Genomic DNA, 17,437 nt, shown 5'->3' with positions numbered 1-17,437 from the left:
GCTGTACCCCCGGTCCGGCAGTAGCCGGGATCGGCCGGGAGGGGTGTTCGTCCCTAGCGTGGGAAGAACGAAAACCCCTCCCGGACTAGGAGAAGTTTCATGACGGAGAACACCTCTGCAGTGGTCGGCGGGGCCTGGCTGGCGGTGGTGGCCGGAGTCGTCGGCAACACCGTGGCCTCCCTCGCCGGCGACTCGATGCCGGTGCACCTGGGCTTCGGCGCCCTCACCACCGTCGGCGTGGTCACGCTCGTCGTGAACTGGCTGCACCGGCGATGAACGGCCCGGCGATCCGGCTCACCGACGTGTCCCGGGAGTACGGCGACGTCACCGCTCTGCACCGGGTCTCGGTGGACGTGGAATCCGGCGAGTTCGTGGCGGTGATGGGCCCTTCCGGTTCGGGCAAGAGCACACTGATGCACTGCGCGGCCGGGCTGGACACGCCCACCGGCGGCGAGGTGACCGTCGGCGGCACCGCGATCGGCGGGCTGAACGAGACCCGGCGCACCGAACTGCGACGTGAACGCATCGGTTTCGTCTTCCAGTCGTACAACCTGGTCTCCTCGCTCACCGTCGAGGACAACATCACGCTGCCGCTGCGGATGGCGCGGCGCACCGCCGACCGGGCCTGGGTGTCGGAGCTGGTCGAACGGGTCGGCCTGACCGAGCGCCGGCACCACCGGCCCGGGCAGCTCTCCGGGGGCCAGCAGCAGCGGGCCGCGATCGCCCGGGCCCTGGTGGCCCGGCCGGCCGTGGTCTTCGCCGACGAACCGACCGGCGCCCTCGACCTGCGCGCGGCCCGCGATGTGCTGAAACTGCTGCGGAGCATGGTGGACGAACTGGGCCAGACCGTGGTGATGGTCACCCACGACCCGGCCGCTGCGGCGCATGCGGACCGGGCCCTGGTGATGGCCGACGGCCGGATCGTCGAGACCCTGGCCAAGCCGTCGGCGGCCGACCTGGCCGCGAGCCTGATCCGGGTCGGGGAGGGCTGAGATGTTGTACGTGGCAAGCAAAATGGCCCGGCGGCGGATCGCGGCACTGGTCGCGGTGATCAGTGCCGTCCTCGGTGGTGCCGCCCTGATCACCACCACCGCGGTGCTGGGCGAATCGGGATTCCGCTCGCACGCCCCGGTCACCCGGCTGACCGGTGCCGACGTGCTGGTCGGGGCCGATCAGAACTTCCCCGATCCGGCCGGGGGTTCGATCGCACTGCCGGAAAGAGCTTCTCTCCAGGCCGGTCTGGTCAGCGAGATGGCCACTCTGCCCGGGGTGAGCGCAGCCGCCGGGGATGTGAGCTTCCCCGCCGCGGTGCTGGGCGCCGACGGGCAGCCGGTGGTCGCCGGCGACCCGGCAACGGCCGGGCACGGTTTCTCGACAACGGCTTTCGTCGGAACGACAACGGGTACGGCACCGACTGGGGGCGATCAGGTCGCTCTCGGGCAGAACCTGGCCCGGGCCGCAGGTCTGGGCGTCGGCGACACGGCCCGGGTGGTGGCCGACGGGCGGACGCGGACGGTCCGCATCACTTCTCTGGTCACCTCGGCGGACGCGGGGGTGTACTTCACGGACGAGGCGGCGGCGGAGCTGGCCGGGTCCGCCGGGTCGGTGGATCTGATCGGCATCACGGTACCGTCCGATCGCCGTGATGCGGTGATCGAGGAAATCCGATCACGGTGGCCCAATCTCGCTGTCGCCCAGGGCGATTCCCGGGGTGATGTGCTCGACCCCGGACTCGGTGCGGCCCGCACCCTGCTGGTGGCCCTCTCCGGGTCGATGTCCGGAATCACACTGATCCTGGTCGGTTTCATCGTGGCCGGCGCACTCGGCGTGTCAATCGACAACCAGCGCCGCGAACTCGCCCTGCTGCGGGCCGTCGGCGCCACCCCACGCCAGATCCGGCGGCTGGCGGCCGGTCAGGCCTGCGTCGCGGCGGGCCTCGCCCTGGTGCCGGGCATCCCGCTCGGCTATCTGCTGGCCGACCAGGCCCGGCGGCTGCTCGTGCGCCTGGACCTGCTGCCCGAGGGCCTGCCCCTGACGTTCAGCCCGCTGCCGGCCCTCGGCGCGGCGGTGTTGCTCCTGCTCACCGTGCAGATCGCGGCCCGCAGCGCGGCCTGGCGGGTCTCCCGGCGCCCGGCCACCGAGGCCGTCGCCGAGTCGCGTACCGAGGCGCCGAACGACGGCCGGGGCGCCCGGATCCGCAACGGCGCCGGGCTGCTGCTCATCGCCGGCGGCACGATGCTCGCGGTAACACCGCTGGTCTCCCGCTCGGTCATCGCGATCTCCACGTCGGCCCTGGCCGGCATCATCGCGGCCATCGGCCTGGCTCTGGCCGGACCGACCCAGTTGCAGGCGCTCAGCGCCCGGCTGCCCCGCCGGGGATCCCCCACCGCCTGGCTCGCCGTCTCCAACCTGCAGGGATACGCAAGGCGTTTCGCCGGCGCCGGAACGACTCTCGGTATCGCCGTGGTCTTCGTCATCACCTACGTGTTCACCCAGACCACGCTGATGCGGGCGCAGGCCGACGACACGGCCACCGGCACCAAGGCCGGGTTCAGCATCTCCGCACCGGCTCTCGGCGGAGTGCCGCCGGGCACTCTGGAGTCGGTGCGAGCTCTGGCCGGGGTGGAGGGCGCGGCCGCGGTGAGCACCACGACCCTGCTGCGTCAGTACCGGATGCTGGGCGACGTGGAGGTCGAGAGCACCTCGGCAATGATCCTCGGCCCGGACGCGGCCCCGGTGCTCGACCTCGACGTCAGCGCGGGCTCGCTGGACGACCTGACGGGTGCGACCGTCGCCGCCGGGGCTTCGACCCATCTGGAGGTCGGTGACGAGGCCACCCTGTACCTCGGTGACGGCACCCCGGCCACGGCCCGCGTGGTGGCCGTCTACGAGCGGGATCTGGGCTTCGGGCCGCTCGTGGCCTCACCCGATCTGGTGGCCGGTCACACCGCGGATCTGGCCTCGAGCCTGCTGGTACGCACGACGGACGAGGCGGCGCTGTCGGCCTTCATGGCAAGCCGACCCGGACTCGTGCTGGGCGATCCCGTTACCACGGCCACCGGCCCCAAGGGGGTTCCGGCCGACGTCTGGATCAACCTGGCGGCCATCGGCGTGCTGCTCGGCTATCTGCTGCTCGGCATCGCGAACAAGCTGGTGGCCGCGACCACGGGCCGTCGGGCCGAGTTCGCCACGCTGCGGCTGAACGGCTGCACGACGCGGCAGATCCTCTCGATGACCCGGCGCGAGGCCGGGCTGATCACGGCGACAGCGGTGACGGCGGGGCTGGGGCTGGCCGCCACCCCGATGGTGCTGCTCGGTCTGGGACTGCTCGGCCGCCCCTACCCCTCCGGCCCGGTCTGGCTGGTGCCGGTGACGATCGGGGTGGTGGCCCTGATCGGTTTCCTCACCGTCGAGCTCGCCACCCGGCACGCGCTGCGCCTGCCCCCGGCCCAGGCGCTGGCGCAGCGCGAGTAAGGCCTCTGCTATCCGAGCTGGGCCTCGATGGCCGCCACGACCTCGGGCGACTCCGGCTCGGTGCGGGGGCGGAACCGGGCGAGCACCTCGCCGCGGCCGGAGATCAGGAACTTCTCGAAGTTCCAGGCCACGTCCCCGGCCTCGCCGGAGGCGTCGGGCTGCTGCGTGAGCTGCTGGTAGAGCGCGTCCCGGTCAGGACCGTTGACCTCGGTCTTGGCCAGCATCGGGAAGGTCACGCCGTAGGTGCGCGAGCAGAACTCCTCGATCTCCTGCGAGCTGCCCGGCTCCTGCCCGGCGAACTGGTTGCAGGGCACCCCGATCACCGTGAACCCGCGGTCGGCATAGGTCTTCTGCAGTCGCTCCAGCCCCTCGTACTGCGGCGTCAGGCCGCACTGGGAGGCGACGTTGACCAGCAGCACGGTCTTTCCGGCGTAGTCACCCAGGCTGGTGGGGTCGCCGGAGAGCGTGGACAGGGGAATCGCGTGAAGGCTCATGACTCCCGCAACATTCCCGGGCCGGGATTGTTCCGTCACGCGAGGGCAATCGGCAGTTCGGCCAGGGCGTGAAAGGTGCCCGAGTCCCGCCAACGAGGGACGCCGGTGAGCGCGTGGGCGTTCGGGTACCGGTTGAAGAACCGGGTCAGGGCCTCTTCGGCCTCCAGCCGGGCCAGCGCGGCCCCCAGGCAGAAATGGATACCGGTGCCGAACCCCAGGCTGCCCGGACCCTCACGGGTCAGGTCGAGGCGTTCGGCGTCGGGCCAGCGGCGCTCGTCGCGGGCGGCCCGGTCCAGCTCGATCAGCACGGCACTGCCCTGCGGTACCGGCACGCCGCCCAGCTCGTGGTCGGTCAGGGCGGTGCGGCCGATGATGCGCACCGGACCCTCCAGACGCACCAGCTCGTCGATCGCCCGGGACGGGTTCTCGTGCAGGGCGGGCAGCTGGTCGCGGTGCTGCATCAGGGCCAGACCACCGCTGGCGATCAGGTTGGCGGTGGTCTCGTGGCCCGCGGCCAGCAGCAGCACACAGGTGGCCATCACCTCGTCCACCGACAGGTCGGTACGCAGCAACTGGCTGATGAAGTCGTCGCCGTCACCACCCTTGCGCTGCGCCAGTACCGGGGTGAGGAACATCGTGACCTCGAACCCGGCGGTCACGGCGAGCCGGACATCGTCGGGTGTCGGGTCGACCTCGAGAAGCCGGACCAGGTCGGGGGTCTGGTCGAGAAACACTTCGGCCCCCTCGACGCCCACGTCGAGCAGCTCGGCGATCACCGCCAGAGGCACCAGATACCCGAAGTCCGCCAGCAGATCGACCTGCTCACCCGCGTCCTCCATCTGATCCAGACACGACTCCACGATCGACCCGACCCGACCCCGGAAGGCCTCGACCGCCCGGGCAGTGAACGCCGGGGCGACCAGCCGGCGCAGCCGGGTGTGGTCGGGCGGGTCGGTGAACAGCATCAAGGACGAAGGCAACTGGGTGACGTCGTCGGGCACCAGCGGGCTGTTGGCCGGGTCGCTGCTCCAGCCCTGCCCCCGCAACACGGCCGAGGCCTCGTCGAATCCGGTGATCCGGAAGGCCCTTACCGACTCGTCCCAGCTGACGTGGCTCATGCCCGGGCCTTTCGGTAGTCGGCCTCGAGCCGGCCGTAGTGGGTCGCCGGCTCGGCGCCAAGATCCATCTCCTCGCGGATGCCGCGCCAGTCGTTCTTCGCGCGCAGCCCGGCCAGCACCGAGGTCAGGCCCAGGTCGATGCGACTGAGGGCCAGGTACTCCCCCGGCAGGGCCAGCTTCTGCACGACAGCGGAATGCGGCCCCCGCGGCGAGAACTCGAGATCGACGATCCGGGCCGCGTACTCCGGCGTGTAGGTGAAGGGCTGATCGGACATCACCGGGGTGAGCGACTCCCGGGCCCAGGCCAGCATCGCCTGCGCGTTCGGGGGCTCACCCGGCACGAAACCGTGCTCGCTGTATTGCTTCAGCAACTCGTCGGCGTCACCGTCGATGGTTGCCTGCACGGCCTTGACCATCCAGCCGACCTGCTCCTGGTGCCAGGTCTTCACGCAGCCGAAGTCGAGGAAGGTGACCGTGCCGTCGGGATGGAACAGGTAGTTGCCCGGATGCGGGTCGGCGTTGAACCGACCCAGCCGCCGGAGACTTCCCAGGGTGAAGCGGTAGACAGCCTCTCCCCACTGGTCTTTCAGATCCTGGTCGGCATCCTTGGCGGCAGACCAGCGCATCCCGTCGCTGCGCTCCATGGTCAGCACCCGGCCGGTGCTGTATTCCGGCAGCACCTCCGGCACCCGGGCGAACGGATGGTCGCGATAGGCGTCGGCGAAGACCTGCTGGTTCGCGGCCTCGGTGCGGTAGTCGATCTCCTCACCGATCCGCTCGGTCACCTCGGCCGCCAGGGCGCGGGCGTCGGTGCGGCCCAGATCAGGCAGCACACCCCGGATGACCTGGAAGAACGTCGCGAGCAACTCGGCGTTGGCCAGGTCGGCGCGAATCGCCTCGTCCACGCCCGGATACTGGATCTTCACCACCACCCGGCGCCCGTCGTGCGTGGTGGCGGCGTGCACCTGGCCGATCGAGGCGGCAGCCAGGGGCAGCGGCTCGAACTCGGCGAAAACCTCGTGCGGGGGCGCCCCGAGCTCGGCCGTCACCACCGAGGCAGCCAGCTCCGGCTCCATCGGCGGGGCGTCGTCCTGGAGCCGGGCGAGCGCCGCCTGATACACCGACTGGCTGCTGCCCTCGGCCAGCGAGCCGAGCGAGACGAACGAAAGGATCTGCCCCGCCTTCATCAGCACCCCGCGGCTGTGCCCGAGGGACTCGGCGTAGCGTTCCGCCCCGCGCCGGTGCACGCCGGCCCGGTCCTTCCGGCGCAGCGCGGAGATCACCGCCTCGCCTGCCGTGCGGCCGGTGAGAGCCACCAGCGGTGCCGCCCGGGCCACCCGCCCCGTCTTCAGGCGGCCGTTCTCACGTCGAGCATTTCCCTCGGACCCGGTAGTCACCGCCTCAGTGTCACCCAGGGTCGTGGCGGGGCAAACGCAGTCGACCCCAATGTCCCGCCGGGCAAACGTATCTCGCTCGCGGCACCCGTCCTCGCTGCCCATCGCGACATCCCGGACTTTGTTACCCAAAGGCCCGCGAACGGGCTACGCCTTCACCGTGGGAAAACTCAAAACCCCGGCCCTGCTGATAATTGCCGTCGCGGCCACCTCCGTGCACATCACCGTGAACCGATCCGGCACCGCCGGCCGAAACCTCAAGACCGGGGCGGCGCCACGCTGCCCCGGGGCATCGGCTCGGGCACCAGTACGGTGCGCCGTTGCCGATCGGTCGTCTTGCTGTCGATCGCCTCGACGGCGTGACTGACCACGGCCGAGACCAGGTCGTCGATGGGCCAGCGGTAGCTCGACAGGGGCGGGGTGAGCAGGCGGCCGGCCGGGAAGTCGTCGTAGCCCACGACTGAAACATCTTCCGGCACGGACAGTCCCAGATCCCGAGCGGCCAGGTAGACGCCGAACGCGATGGAGTCGGCCAGGCAGAAGAACGCCGTGGGGGGCGCGTCGGCGGCCATCAGCTCACGCACCACCGCGGCGGCCCCGTCGAGATCGTGCGGGCAACTGCGCACCACCGCGGCGAGCCCGAGCTCGGGTGCCAGTTGCCGCACGATCCGCTCGGCCGGGCGGTCGGGGGTGGCCCGGTCGGTCGGCGTCAGCAGGGTGACGCGGGTGTGCCCGGCGGCCGCGAGCATGCGCAGACCGTGGCTGACGCCGGTGTCGTTGTCGAAGACCACCTCGGCGGCGGTAGGGGCCCCGGGCAGGCCGTCGCCCACCGCCACGAGCACCGTGCGGTCGGCCACCTCGGCCCAGTGCGGCGCGTTCGGGTCGACCGGCAGCACGATCAGTGCGTCGGCCCGCTGGTCGACCATGCGCTTGGCCAGGGTGGCCTCCCGCACCGGGTCGTTGCCGGCGTCCACCGTGACCGGGTTGCGCCCCGCCCCCAGCAGCCCTCGCCCCAGAGCCGCGGCCACCTGCTGCTGCCATCCGTCGGCGAGAGAGCCGCAGAGCACGCCGATCGTCTCGGTACGCCCAGAAGCCAGTGCCCGCGCGATCGGATCAGCCTCGTACCCCAGGCGTTTCGCGGCCTCGCGGACGCGCGCCTGGGTCTCCTCGGTGACCTGTAGCCCCCGCAGGGCATAGCTGACAGCGGCCGGAGACAGCCCAGTCTCCTCGGCGATATCGCGCAGCGTCGGCCGGTGACGCCCCTGAGTCATGCGGTAACCGTAACGAACGGAACCGGCGCCTCCTCTTGAAATGATCAAGGTGAAGCGCTTCAATAGACACCAGTGAAGCGCTTCACCGCAGGTGGGACCGGGTTACCGGAATCACCGACGCCCGATCGAGCGTCGCTCGGTGTTCGTCAGGACGACACACCTTGAGACGCATGGGCAACAGCACTTGAAATCATTCGGGTGAACCGCTTCAATAAGTCTATAGATTTAGTCGAGAATGCAGGTCGGGACGGGGGAGGTCCGAGAGATGCGGAAGGATGGTCGGTGTGTCGTCGCGTTCGGGCGAGTCGTGCGATGTGCATCAGCACCTGTGGCCGTCCACGCTGATCTCCGCGCTCCGGGCTCGCCGGGAACCGCCCTTCCTCCGCGGATGGACCCTTCATCTCCCGGGCGAACCGCCGTACGAGGTGAACCCCGCCGATCACGATGTCGCCGCCCGGCTCGGCCTGCAGGGCGATGTCCGGGCCCTGGTCTCGCTGTCCAGCCCACTGGGCCTCGAAGACCTTCCGGCCTCTGAGGCCCAGCCCCTTCTCGACACCTGGCACGAGGGAGCCCGTGAGCTCCCGTCCGGTTTCGGGGCCTGGGCCGCGGTCGGCCGTCACGAGCCCGACCGGTCCGGCCTGGCCGAACTGCTGCACGGCGATTTCGTCGGGCTGCAGGTGCCGGCCCCCTGGCTGGCCACTCCCCGGGCTCTCGACGCCCTGGCGCCGGTCCTGAGGGTCTGCGAAGAGGCCGGCAAGCCCGTCCTGGTGCACCCCGGGGCGGTCGCGCAGGTACCGGTCGAGGAACTTCCCGGCTGGTGGCCCGCCGTCGTCGACTACACCGCCCAGCTCTCGGCGGCCTGGTGGTCCTGGCACCACGTGGGCCGTGGGCTCCTGCCGAAGCTCCGGATCGGTTTCGTCGCCGGGGCCGGACTGGCCCCTCTGCAGCACGAGCGCCTGAACGCCCGGGGCGGACGGATGGGCCGGCTCGATCCCGGTGTGTTCGTCGAGACCTCCAGTTACGGCCCGCAGGCGGTCGACGCCCTGGTCCGCGTGCTCGGGATCGACGCGATCGTCCGGGGCAGCGACCGTCCGTACGCCCAGCCCGTCCCCCTTGGCTTCGGCAGTGCCGCCGACCACGCCATCGATGTCAGCAATCCGCAGCGTTTCCTGATCGGAGGTAGGCCATGACCAGCACCACCGACACCGCGGCCACGCAAGTGCAGGTCCTGAACGACCTTCCTGCGCGCGTCCTCACCCGCCCGGAACTGCGCGACCTGGTCGCGGCCATCGCCGCCGACCCGGCCGCGTGGGAGCCGCACGTGGCCTACGACGACGAGCACCGCCACTACGTCTGCCTGCACCGCGACGCGAACGTCGACGTCTGGGTGCTGTGCTGGACCCCGAGCAACGACACCGGCTGGCACGACCACGACGTCTCCTCCGGTGCCGTCGCCGTGGCCCACGGTGAGGTGATCGAGCACAACCTGGTGATCGGCAGCGCCGCCCTGGAGATCCGGGTGCCCGCCGGCCAGGCGTTCAGCTTCGGCACCGACCACATCCACCGGATGACCGGCGCCGCCGAGGGCAGCGTCTCGATCCACGCCTACTCCCCGCCCCTGTGGCGCATGGGGCAGTACGCGATCAGCACCACCGGCGTCCTGCGTCGCACCTCGGTCTCCTACGCCGACGAGCTGCGCCCGATCGACGAGCCGTTCCCGGACGACCAGGAACGTCTGCGGGACGCCCAGATCCAGAACTGACGTAATTCCTGTTCGTGATCATGCAAAACCTCCCCGGTGTTCTAGAACTCTGCGAGTCACAGTTCTAGAACGCTGGGGAGGTTTTGCATGATCACGAAATGGTGGGGGGTGCCCCCGTCCTCGAGTTCAGCGGTCCTGTTCGTAGCTCTCGACGAGATCGGCCAGCACGGGCAGGAGTTCCTGGGCGGTGGCGAGGTCGCCGGTGAGGTCGCGGTCGGCCGCGCTGTCGCCGAGCGAGGTGCACAGGTCGAGGATCTTGACCCAGCCGGCGCAAGAACCGGTCTTGGTGACGGCCTCCTGCATGCGCAGGGCCCGGACCGCGGCGAGCAACTCGCAGGAAAGAGCCGTGGCGTAGGCGTCTCCGGCGTTCAGCACCTGAACGGCCGAGCGGGAGGCGAAACTCGCGTGCTCCTCGGTGCCGCGCGACAGGCTCACCGAACCCAGCGAGGCCGGTGACGCGGCGCTGCGCAGTTCGGCGAAGGCCGACGCGGCCAGGTATTCCAGCATCATCACACCCGAGGCGCCGGGAGTGCCGTCACCCAGGAACGGGGGCAGGCCGGTCGCGGCCGGGTCGACCAGCATGGCCAGGCGGGCCTGGAGCAGGGACGCGGACTGGGCCGCCGAGATGGCCGCGCTGTCGCAGCCCAGGGCGACCGCCGGAATATGGAAACCCCCGTGGTGCGCGACGACCGGGGCCGGATCGGGACCGAGCACCGCGGGACCGGCCAGGATCACCGGGTTCTCGGCCGCGGCGTTCAGGTGTGCGCCGACGACCCGGTCGAGCTGCGCCAGCGTGTCGATCATCAGGCCGTTGACCTGCGGCAGGCAGCGCATGCCGAACGGGTCCTGGATGCGGGCGGGGTCGTGCACGGGCACGTCCTGACCGGGCTCGGTGACCAGACCGGTGACCACGCGGCAGACCTGGCGGGTGCCCAGGCCCGGCGTCACGCGGGCCACGGCCGGGCCGAATGCCTCCCAGTTCGCCCGCACCGCAACGCCGGTGAGCGTGGCCACGGCCAGACCGGCGCGGGCCAGGGTCTGCAGGCGGGTGGCGGCGAGCGCGGCGTCGGCCAGGGTGGCGGCGTTCGAGCTGAGGAAGGGCAGGGCGTCGTGGATGCCGAGCGAGATCGGGCGTAGCGGGTTGGTCAGGGGTGCCTCACCGAGCAGGCCGAGGGCGGTGGTGGCCATGGCGGTGAGGTCGCCGGTGCCGATGCCGGCGTGCTCGCGGATCGGGGGCAGGGCATCGGCGTTGATCATCGCCTGGAGGCCGTCGATCGCGGCCATCGAGATGCCGCTGCCGCCGGCGGCCAGCTGGTTGAGGCGCACGACGAGCATGGCCCGGATCCGGATGTCGTTGCGTACCTGACCGGCGCTGGTGGCGTGACTGCGCAGCAGGCCGAGGGTGTGGCGGGCGGCGTCGGTGGCGGGCAGCGCCACCTCGCGGTTGGCGCCGACGCCGGTGGTGCGGCCGTAGACCGGGCGCAGGCCGACGGCGGCGTTCGCGGCCTGGTGCGAGGCGGCGGCGCGGCGGCGGGCGGTGGGGGTGATCCGCACCTTGAGCGGGGCGTCCACGCGGGCCACGAGTTTGCGGGTGGTGAGGGTGCGGCCGTCGATCGTCATCGCGGGCGGGCCGTCCGCCCTGCGTACCCGCGCCGGTGGGGCCGCGTAGGCCGCAGCGGCGGCGGCGGCCCGGTCTGCCGGAGTCTGATCCATGGCCACGCCTCGCTTCCGATCCATCTCATGAAGTAACGGCCGCCCCGGCAGGTTTCTGGACGCCTTACCGCTTCATGTCGATGTGACCTTACTTTCCACCAGTCGGCAAGGTGTTTCCATCAAGTGAAAACTTTCTTCCGGCCGCGACGCAACCCTCCTGGTGAGGTAGAAAAGGTCATTCACCGACCAGAGAGGGGCGCCGAAAATGCCCGGCAAGCCCCCCGCCAGCTCTTCCACGCGATCCGTGGAACGCGCGCTGGCTCTGCTGGCGGCCGTCTGCACCGGGGGGACCGGTCCCCTGGTGGAGCTCGCCCGCCTCGTCGGGCTTCCCGTCAGCACCACACTCCGGCTGCTGCGCACGCTCGAGCAGGACCAGTTCGTCACCCGCGCCGAAGTCGGTGGCTACCGCCCCGGCCCGCGGATGATGCAGCTGGGCGCCCAGGCCCTCTCCCACGAGCACCTGGTGCCGCTGAGCCGCCCGGCCCTGAACGAGCTGGTCGAGGCCACCGGCGAGTCGGCCTACCTGAGCGTCACCGGGCCCGGCGCGACGGCCCTCTACCTGGCCATGGCCCAGGGCACGCACTCGGTGCGACACGCCGGCTGGGTCGGCCGGGCCTTCCCGCTGGCCGGGAGCGCGGCCGGATCGGTCCTGCTCGGGCGCACCCCGGACAAGGGCTGGACCAGCATCGCCTCCGGCATCGAACCCGACGTCACGGCGGTCGCGGCCCCGGTCACCGGTCCCGGTGGAGTGGCGGCGGCCCTGAGCATCGTCGGCCCCACCTACCGGCTGGACGAATCGGCGATCGGCCGATTCGGGCCTCTCCTGACCCATCTGGCCGCCGGACTGGGCGCTCAGCTGGGAGGCGACCAGCTCGTCCATTGCTCCGAAAAGCCCGAAAGAACCGAAGCCATGCCCACTACTGACCCGGCACACCCCGCTGAACCCCGCACGATGCCCCGAGAGCAGAGATGAGCGCATGATCAAGTTTGAATCCGTGGTGAAGAAGTACCCGGACGGAACCGTGGCCGTGAACGGGCTCGATCTCGTGGCGCCCTCGGGAAAGATCACGGTGTTCGTCGGCCCCTCCGGCTGCGGCAAGACCACCTCGCTGCGCATGATCAACCGGATGATCGAGCCCACCTCGGGCACGATCTGGCTGGACGACCAGGACACCGGAAAGGTCGACGCGAGCACGCTGCGCCGGGGCATCGGCTACGTGATCCAGCACGCCGGCCTGTTCCCTCACCGCACGATCGTCGACAACGTGGCCACCGTGCCACTGCTGCTCGGCCGGGACAAGAAGAAGGCGCGCAGCCAGGCGATCGAGCTGATGGAGCGCGTCGGACTGCCCGCGTCTTTCGCGAAGCGTTACCCCGCACAACTTTCCGGCGGCCAGCAGCAACGCGTGGGCGTGGCCCGGGCCCTGGCCGCCGACCCGCCCGTGATGCTCATGGACGAGCCGTTCAGCGCCGTCGACCCGGTGGTGCGCGCCGAGCTGCAAGACGAATTCCTGCGCTTGCAGTCGGAACTCGGCAAGACCATCATCTTCGTCACGCACGACATCGACGAGGCGGTGAAGCTCGGCGACCAGGTCGCCGTGCTCAAGGTCGGTGGCACGCTGGCCCAGCTGGCCTCGCCCGCGACCTTGCTGACCGACCCGGTGGACGACTTCGTCGCCGGTTTCGTGGGTCGCGACCGTGGTTACCGGGCACTGGGTTTCGAGTCCGGCCAGCTTGACCCCGACACCGAGCAGACGGTCAAGCTGGGCGACGACGCAGCGGCCGTGGGCCGGGCCGCCCGCGACGGCTGGTCGCTCGCCGTCGACGACGCCCGCCGGCCCCTGGGCTGGGTGCGCGCCGCCGCCCTGGCCGAGGGCAAGCAGGTGACGCCGGAGCTGCTGCACCGCGGCGGCACCCTGGCCCCGGTGTCCGGCTCCCTGCGCGGGGCACTCGACGCCGCGCTCTCCTCGCCCGCCGGCCGCGGGGTGCTCATCGACGACAACGGCGCCCTGGTGGGTACCGTGACGGCGAGCGAGGTGGTGCAGCGCATCGAGTCCCAGCTGGCCGGCCGGCGCAACGGGAGCGACGGATGATCAACTACCTGAAGAACAACCCGGACAACGTCTCGTCCTGGTTCTTCACGCACCTGTGGATGTCGGTGCTGCCGGTGGTGATCGGCCTGATCATCGCCCTGCCGATCGGCTGGGTGGCGAGCCGCTACCGCTGGACCTACCCGCCCATCACCAACCTGGCCGGGCTGCTCTACACGATCCCGTCGCTGGCGTTGTTCATCCTGATGCCCTCGATCCTCGGCACGAAGATCCTGTCGCCGGTCAACATGGTGGTCGCGCTGACCGTCTACAGCCTGGCGCTGCTGGTGCGGGTGGTCGCGGACGGTCTCAACTCGGTGGCCCCGGACATCCGGGCCGCCGCCACGGCCATGGGCTTCTCCGGCATCGGCCGCTTCCTGCGGGTCGACCTGCCGATCGCGGTGCCCGTCATCACGGCCGGCCTGCGGGTGGCCACGGTGTCCAACGTCAGCCTGGTCTCGGTGGGCGCCCTGATCGGCGTGCCCCAGCTCGGCTCGCTCTTCACCGAGGGCTTCAGCCGGTACATCCCCGGGATCACCCTGCTCGGCATCCTGCTCTGCCTGGCGCTGGCCCTGGTTCTGGACGCATTGATCGTGCTGGGCAGCCGCGTGCTGACCCCGTGGCAGCGGGCGGTGGCAAAGCGATGATCAGCAGTGTCTTCAGCTGGCTCGGTGACGGTGCGAACTGGTCCGGGCCCGACGGCATCACCCACCGGCTCGTCCAGCACCTGGAGTACTCGTTCGGTGCTCTGGTGTTCGTCCTGATCATCGGGATCCCGCTGGGTCTGTACATCGGGCACACCGGCAAGGGCGGTGTGGCCATCGCGGGTGTCGCCAACGCACTGCGGGCCCTGCCCACCTTCGGCCTGCTGCTCTACCTGGTCATCGCCTACTCCGGGAACCTGCCCACCGACTGGATCTACCTCGGCCCCGCCCTGTTCGTCCTGGTGGTGCTGGGCGTGCCGGCGGTGCTGTCGAACACCTACGCCGGTGTGCAGAACGTCGACCCGGCCGCGCGCGACGCGGCCCGGGGCATGGGCATGACCGGGATGCAGGTGCTCTGGCGGGTGGAGGTGCCGAACGCGCTGCCCCTGATCATCTCCGGCATCCGCAGCTCGCTGCTGCAGATCGTCGCCACCGCCACGATCGCCGCCTACGTCACGCTCGGCGGTCTGGGCCGGTTCATGATCGACGGCCTGTCCCAGCGCGACTACGCCCAGATGGCCGGCGGCGCCGTGCTGGTGGGCCTGCTCGCGGTGGCGCTCGACCTGGTGATGGCGGTCATCCAGCGATACGTGGTGTCGCGCGGCATCACCGGCCGCTACGCCCTGCCGGCCGCGAGCGCCGACGTGGTCGCCGCCGAGTCGAGTGTTTCCGTTTGACCCCCTAAAGCGGGATCTGCGCGGGGTTGCGGCCCGACTGTTGCCGAGTTGAGACCCGCGCGCCTTCACGACCAACCAAGACTGTCGGTGGCGAACGAGATGCTGTTCACCGCGGTCCCACAACATCCCCACAGGAGTGCACTGATGAAACGACGCAGCATGATGTTCGCTACGGCGGCCCTTGTCTCCTCGCTGGCGCTGACCGCGTGCGGCGGGGGTAGCGACCCGCTCGACACCTCGACCAGCGACAGCGGCTCGGGCTCGTCCGGCGACAGCATCACCGTCGGCTCGGCCAACTTCCCGGAGAACGTGCTGCTGGCGGAGATCTACGCCGGCGCCCTCGAGGCGAAGGGTGTGAAGGTCTCCAAGAAGCTCAACATCGGCTCCCGCGAGGCCTACATCCCGGGCCTCGAAGACGGCTCGATCGACCTGCTCCCGGAGTACTCGGGCAACCTGCTCTCGTACCTCGACAACAAGGCCACGGCCGTCAGCTCCGACGAGGTCTACGCCGCCCTGCCCGCCGCGCTGCCCGAGGGCCTGACGGTCCTCGACCAGTCCACGGCCGAGGACAAGGACGTCGTGACGGTCACCAAGGAGACCGCCGCGAAGTACAGCCTGAAGTCGATCGGTGACATGAAGGGCAAGAACCTCGTGCTCGGCGGCCCGCCGGAGTGGAAGACCCGCCCGACCGGCGTGCCCGGCTTCAAGAAGAACTACGGCGTGGAGTTCAAGGAGTTCAAGTCCCTGGACGCCGGTGGCCCGCTCACCGTCGCCGCGCTGAAGAACGGCACGGTCGACGCGGCCGACGTGTTCAGCACCGACCCGACCATCACCGAGAACGGCTGGGTCACGCTGGAAGACCCGGAGAACCAGTTCGCGGCCCAGAACGTGGTGCCGATCATCAACAAGGAGAAGGCGAGCGACGCGGTGTCCGCCGCGCTGAACGCCGTCTCGGCCAAGCTCACCACCGAGAATCTCACCTCGATGATGGGCGAGGTCAACCTCGACCAGAAGGAGCCGGCCGACGTCGCCAAGGAGTTCCTCTCCAGCAACGGCCTCAGCTAGTCACCTGACGCGGAAGTGCCCGCCCACCGCCGAGCGCGGGGACGGGCACTTCTGTCGTTTGGTGAGGGCTCAGCGCGAGCGGGCCTCCGCCACGGCCTTCTTCGGGGGCTTGCCGTCGAAGTCGTACGTCCGTAGATCGATGCGCGTGGCGAAGCCCGCGTCGGACAGCCGCTTGAGCACGACCGGGCAGGTCTTGCACCGGGGCTTGTCCTTGCAGCACTTCTTCTTCGCCTTCTTCACGCCCATACCCAAGACATTAGGTGAGGCTGACCTAAGTTTCCAGCGTCAAGAGCCATGGACATTGTTGACGCCTCATGCGTCCCAGGTCCGCACTTGATCAATTGCACCTGATCTTCACCTCTGACCGGCAGGATGGGCGGCGACCTACGGACGAACGGGAGTCGCATGGACCAGGTACGGGCCTTGTTCGATCAGCAGGACGTCACGGTGACCCTGGTGGCGCTGCTTCTGCTGCTGGTCGTCGCCTTGATGGCACCCCGGGTCCGAGCCCGGGCCACCGCCCTGAACCTGGCCTTCCTCGTGATCATGGCCGTGGTCGTGGCCGTGACAGTGCCGCCGTCGCAGGGTTGGGGGCAACTGAGCGACGCCCAGTTCCTGACCGAGCGCATCACCAGCTGCTTCACCCCGAAAACCTGGTTCACCCTCCAGGGGCTGCAGTACGTGGACGTGCTGCTGTTCGTGCTCCCCGGCCTGCTGCTGACCCTGACCACCCGCCGGCCGATCATCAGCCTGCTCGCGCTTTCCGCCTTCACCGCCGGGATCGAGGCCTGGCAGGCCTACTCCGGCGCCGGGGCGTGCCGGGGCAGCGACTGGATCGCGGGCACCCTCGGCGTCATCATCGGCGTGGTCGTGGGCATCACGGTGCTGAATCGGGGCGATCAGCCGGCGTGAGGCGCCCGCCGTGCAACCGGCGCTCCAGTGCCTGGGCGGCCGCGGTCACCGAGGTGACCAACCTCGTGCGTACATCGTCGTCCAGCGTGCCGCTGGGGCAGGTGACCGCCACCGCGGCCGCCGGGTACCCGGTGTGGTCGAGCACGGCGACCGCCACCGACGAGAAGCCGGGAGTGACCTCGTCCACCTCCTCGGCGTAACCGGCACGCCGCACCCCGGTGAGCAGCCGGCGCAGCTGGGTCGGGCTCTGGGCCGGCTCCCGCCCCGGGAACAGGGCCCGCACCTGAGCGGCGGGCAGCGCCGCGAGCATGGCCCGGCCACTGGCGGTGCGCTCACTGGGCAGCCGCACGCCGACATCGGTGACCAGCGGCGGCCGGCCGGGAGCACGTTCCTCGATCAGGTAGAGCACCTCGCGCCCGTGCAGTACGCCCAGGTGGGCCGTGTGCCCGACCGCGTCGACCAGCCGGGTCAGGATCAGCCGGGACAGCCGCTGCAACGGCTCCTGCCGGGTGTAGGCCGAACCGATCTCGAACGCCGCGATTCCCAGCCCGTAACGCCGCTCCTCCGGCAGATGGGTCACGAAGCCCTGCTCGATCATGGCCGTGAGCAGGTGGTACACGGTGCTGCGGGGCAGCTCGAGCTCCCGGGCCAGGGCACCGGCGGGCAGCGGGCCGGGAGCCCGCGCGAGCACCCGGAGCACGGCCAGGGCCCGCGCCGCCGCCGGCACCTGTCCCGTGATCATGCAAACCTTCCCCGAATGGTG

18 protein-coding genes are annotated in these 17,437 nt (G+C 70.5%); 11 read left to right on the top strand and 7 right to left on the bottom strand.

Translation table 11 applies throughout. The features are described from left to right. Window positions 1–99: 99 nt before the first annotated feature. From LR393_RS12295 to LR393_RS12285, 3 genes are read left to right on the top strand one after another with little or no spacing between them, the layout of a single operon-like run. Window positions 100–276, top strand: coding sequence for a hypothetical protein (locus LR393_RS12295; protein ID WP_231483985.1), 177 nt, complete (start codon window positions 100–102; stop codon window positions 274–276). Beyond that, window positions 273–992: an ABC transporter ATP-binding protein gene (locus tag LR393_RS12290; protein ID WP_231483984.1), complete on the top strand. Its 720-nt coding sequence runs from the start codon at window positions 273–275 to the stop codon at window positions 990–992. The genes LR393_RS12295 and LR393_RS12290 overlap by 4 nt, the downstream gene beginning before the upstream one ends. Window position 993: 1 nt before the next feature. Further along, entirely contained in the window at window positions 994–3,474 is a 2,481-nt protein-coding gene (locus LR393_RS12285; protein WP_345718838.1) for an ABC transporter permease, read from the top strand. An 8-nt stretch (window positions 3,475–3,482) separates the two neighbouring features. Here LR393_RS12285 and LR393_RS12280 read toward each other — a convergent pair whose 3' ends face one another. The 4 genes from LR393_RS12280 to LR393_RS12265 all read right to left on the bottom strand — a co-directional run bounded on the left by LR393_RS12280 (window position 3,483) and on the right by LR393_RS12265 (window position 7,751). Then, window positions 3,483–3,968, bottom strand: coding sequence for a glutathione peroxidase (locus tag LR393_RS12280; RefSeq protein WP_231483982.1), 486 nt, complete (start codon window positions 3,966–3,968; stop codon window positions 3,483–3,485). A gap of 35 nt (window positions 3,969–4,003) precedes the next feature. After that, complete coding sequence (locus LR393_RS12275; protein ID WP_231483981.1) at window positions 4,004–5,086, bottom strand: cytochrome P450; 1,083 nt, start codon at window positions 5,084–5,086, stop codon at window positions 4,004–4,006. Then, on the bottom strand, window positions 5,083–6,483 hold the full coding sequence (locus LR393_RS12270) for an ABC1 kinase family protein (protein ID WP_231483980.1): 1,401 nt from the start codon (window positions 6,481–6,483) through the stop codon (window positions 5,083–5,085). The genes LR393_RS12275 and LR393_RS12270 overlap by 4 nt, the downstream gene beginning before the upstream one ends. Window positions 6,484–6,737: 254 nt before the next feature. Then, window positions 6,738–7,751, bottom strand: a complete 1,014-nt coding sequence (locus LR393_RS12265) for a LacI family DNA-binding transcriptional regulator (protein WP_231483979.1) — start codon at window positions 7,749–7,751, stop codon at window positions 6,738–6,740. A gap of 284 nt (window positions 7,752–8,035) precedes the next feature. On the opposite strand from LR393_RS12265, the gene LR393_RS12260 reads away from it, so the two are divergent. Then, window positions 8,036–8,941 carry an amidohydrolase gene (locus LR393_RS12260; protein WP_231483978.1) on the top strand — a complete coding sequence of 302 codons (906 nt, stop codon included), beginning with the start codon at window positions 8,036–8,038 and terminating at the stop codon, window positions 8,939–8,941. Continuing rightward, a complete protein-coding gene (locus tag LR393_RS12255; RefSeq protein WP_231483977.1) occupies window positions 8,938–9,513 on the top strand; it encodes a cysteine dioxygenase in 576 nt (191 codons plus the stop codon). Before LR393_RS12260 ends, LR393_RS12255 begins: the two co-directional genes overlap by 4 nt. Window positions 9,514–9,639: 126 nt before the next feature. Here the strand turns inward: LR393_RS12255 and LR393_RS12250 are convergent, their stop codons facing one another. Continuing rightward, window positions 9,640–11,226: an aromatic amino acid lyase gene (locus LR393_RS12250; protein ID WP_231483976.1), complete on the bottom strand. Its 1,587-nt coding sequence runs from the start codon at window positions 11,224–11,226 to the stop codon at window positions 9,640–9,642. Window positions 11,227–11,431: 205 nt separating this feature from the next. On the opposite strand from LR393_RS12250, the gene LR393_RS12245 reads away from it, so the two are divergent. The 5 genes from LR393_RS12245 (at window position 11,432) to LR393_RS12225 (ending at window position 15,762) form a co-directional block, all read left to right on the top strand. After that, window positions 11,432–12,199, top strand: coding sequence for an IclR family transcriptional regulator (locus tag LR393_RS12245; protein WP_231483975.1), 768 nt, complete (start codon window positions 11,432–11,434; stop codon window positions 12,197–12,199). A 4-nt stretch (window positions 12,200–12,203) separates the two neighbouring features. Further along, window positions 12,204–13,319, top strand: a complete 1,116-nt coding sequence (locus LR393_RS12240) for an ABC transporter ATP-binding protein (protein ID WP_231483974.1) — start codon at window positions 12,204–12,206, stop codon at window positions 13,317–13,319. Further along, window positions 13,316–13,963, top strand: a complete 648-nt coding sequence (locus LR393_RS12235; protein WP_231483973.1) for an ABC transporter permease — start codon at window positions 13,316–13,318, stop codon at window positions 13,961–13,963. Before LR393_RS12240 ends, LR393_RS12235 begins: the two co-directional genes overlap by 4 nt. Then, window positions 13,960–14,697 (top strand): ABC transporter permease, encoded by a 738-nt coding sequence (locus LR393_RS12230; protein ID WP_231483972.1) that lies wholly within the window; start codon window positions 13,960–13,962, stop codon window positions 14,695–14,697. Before LR393_RS12235 ends, LR393_RS12230 begins: the two co-directional genes overlap by 4 nt. Window positions 14,698–14,841: 144 nt before the next feature. After that, entirely contained in the window at window positions 14,842–15,762 is a 921-nt protein-coding gene (locus LR393_RS12225) for an ABC transporter substrate-binding protein (protein WP_231483971.1), read from the top strand. A gap of 69 nt (window positions 15,763–15,831) precedes the next feature. On the opposite strand, the gene LR393_RS12220 is transcribed toward LR393_RS12225, so the two are convergent. Continuing rightward, a complete protein-coding gene (locus LR393_RS12220; RefSeq protein ID WP_231483970.1) occupies window positions 15,832–16,008 on the bottom strand; it encodes a hypothetical protein in 177 nt (58 codons plus the stop codon). Window positions 16,009–16,167: 159 nt separating this feature from the next. Here LR393_RS12220 and LR393_RS12215 point away from each other — a divergent pair, with 159 nt between their 5' ends. Then, a complete protein-coding gene (locus LR393_RS12215; protein ID WP_231483969.1) occupies window positions 16,168–16,674 on the top strand; it encodes a VanZ family protein in 507 nt (168 codons plus the stop codon). Here LR393_RS12215 and LR393_RS12210 read toward each other — a convergent pair. Continuing rightward, the gene (locus LR393_RS12210; RefSeq protein ID WP_231483968.1) at window positions 16,640–17,416 is read right to left on the bottom strand and encodes an IclR family transcriptional regulator; all 777 of its coding nucleotides are present in this window, start codon (window positions 17,414–17,416) and stop codon (window positions 16,640–16,642) included. The two genes, LR393_RS12215 and LR393_RS12210, sit on opposite strands and share 35 nt — an antisense overlap. Window positions 17,417–17,437: the final 21 nt, after the last annotated feature.

Origin of the sequence: Kineosporia mesophila (assembly GCF_021129235.1) — a bacterium.
GTDB lineage: Bacteria > Actinomycetota > Actinomycetes > Actinomycetales > Kineosporiaceae > Kineosporia > Kineosporia mesophila.
The sequence above is the reverse complement of the archived record's forward strand: the minus strand, read 5'-3'. Positions and strand labels throughout refer to the sequence as shown.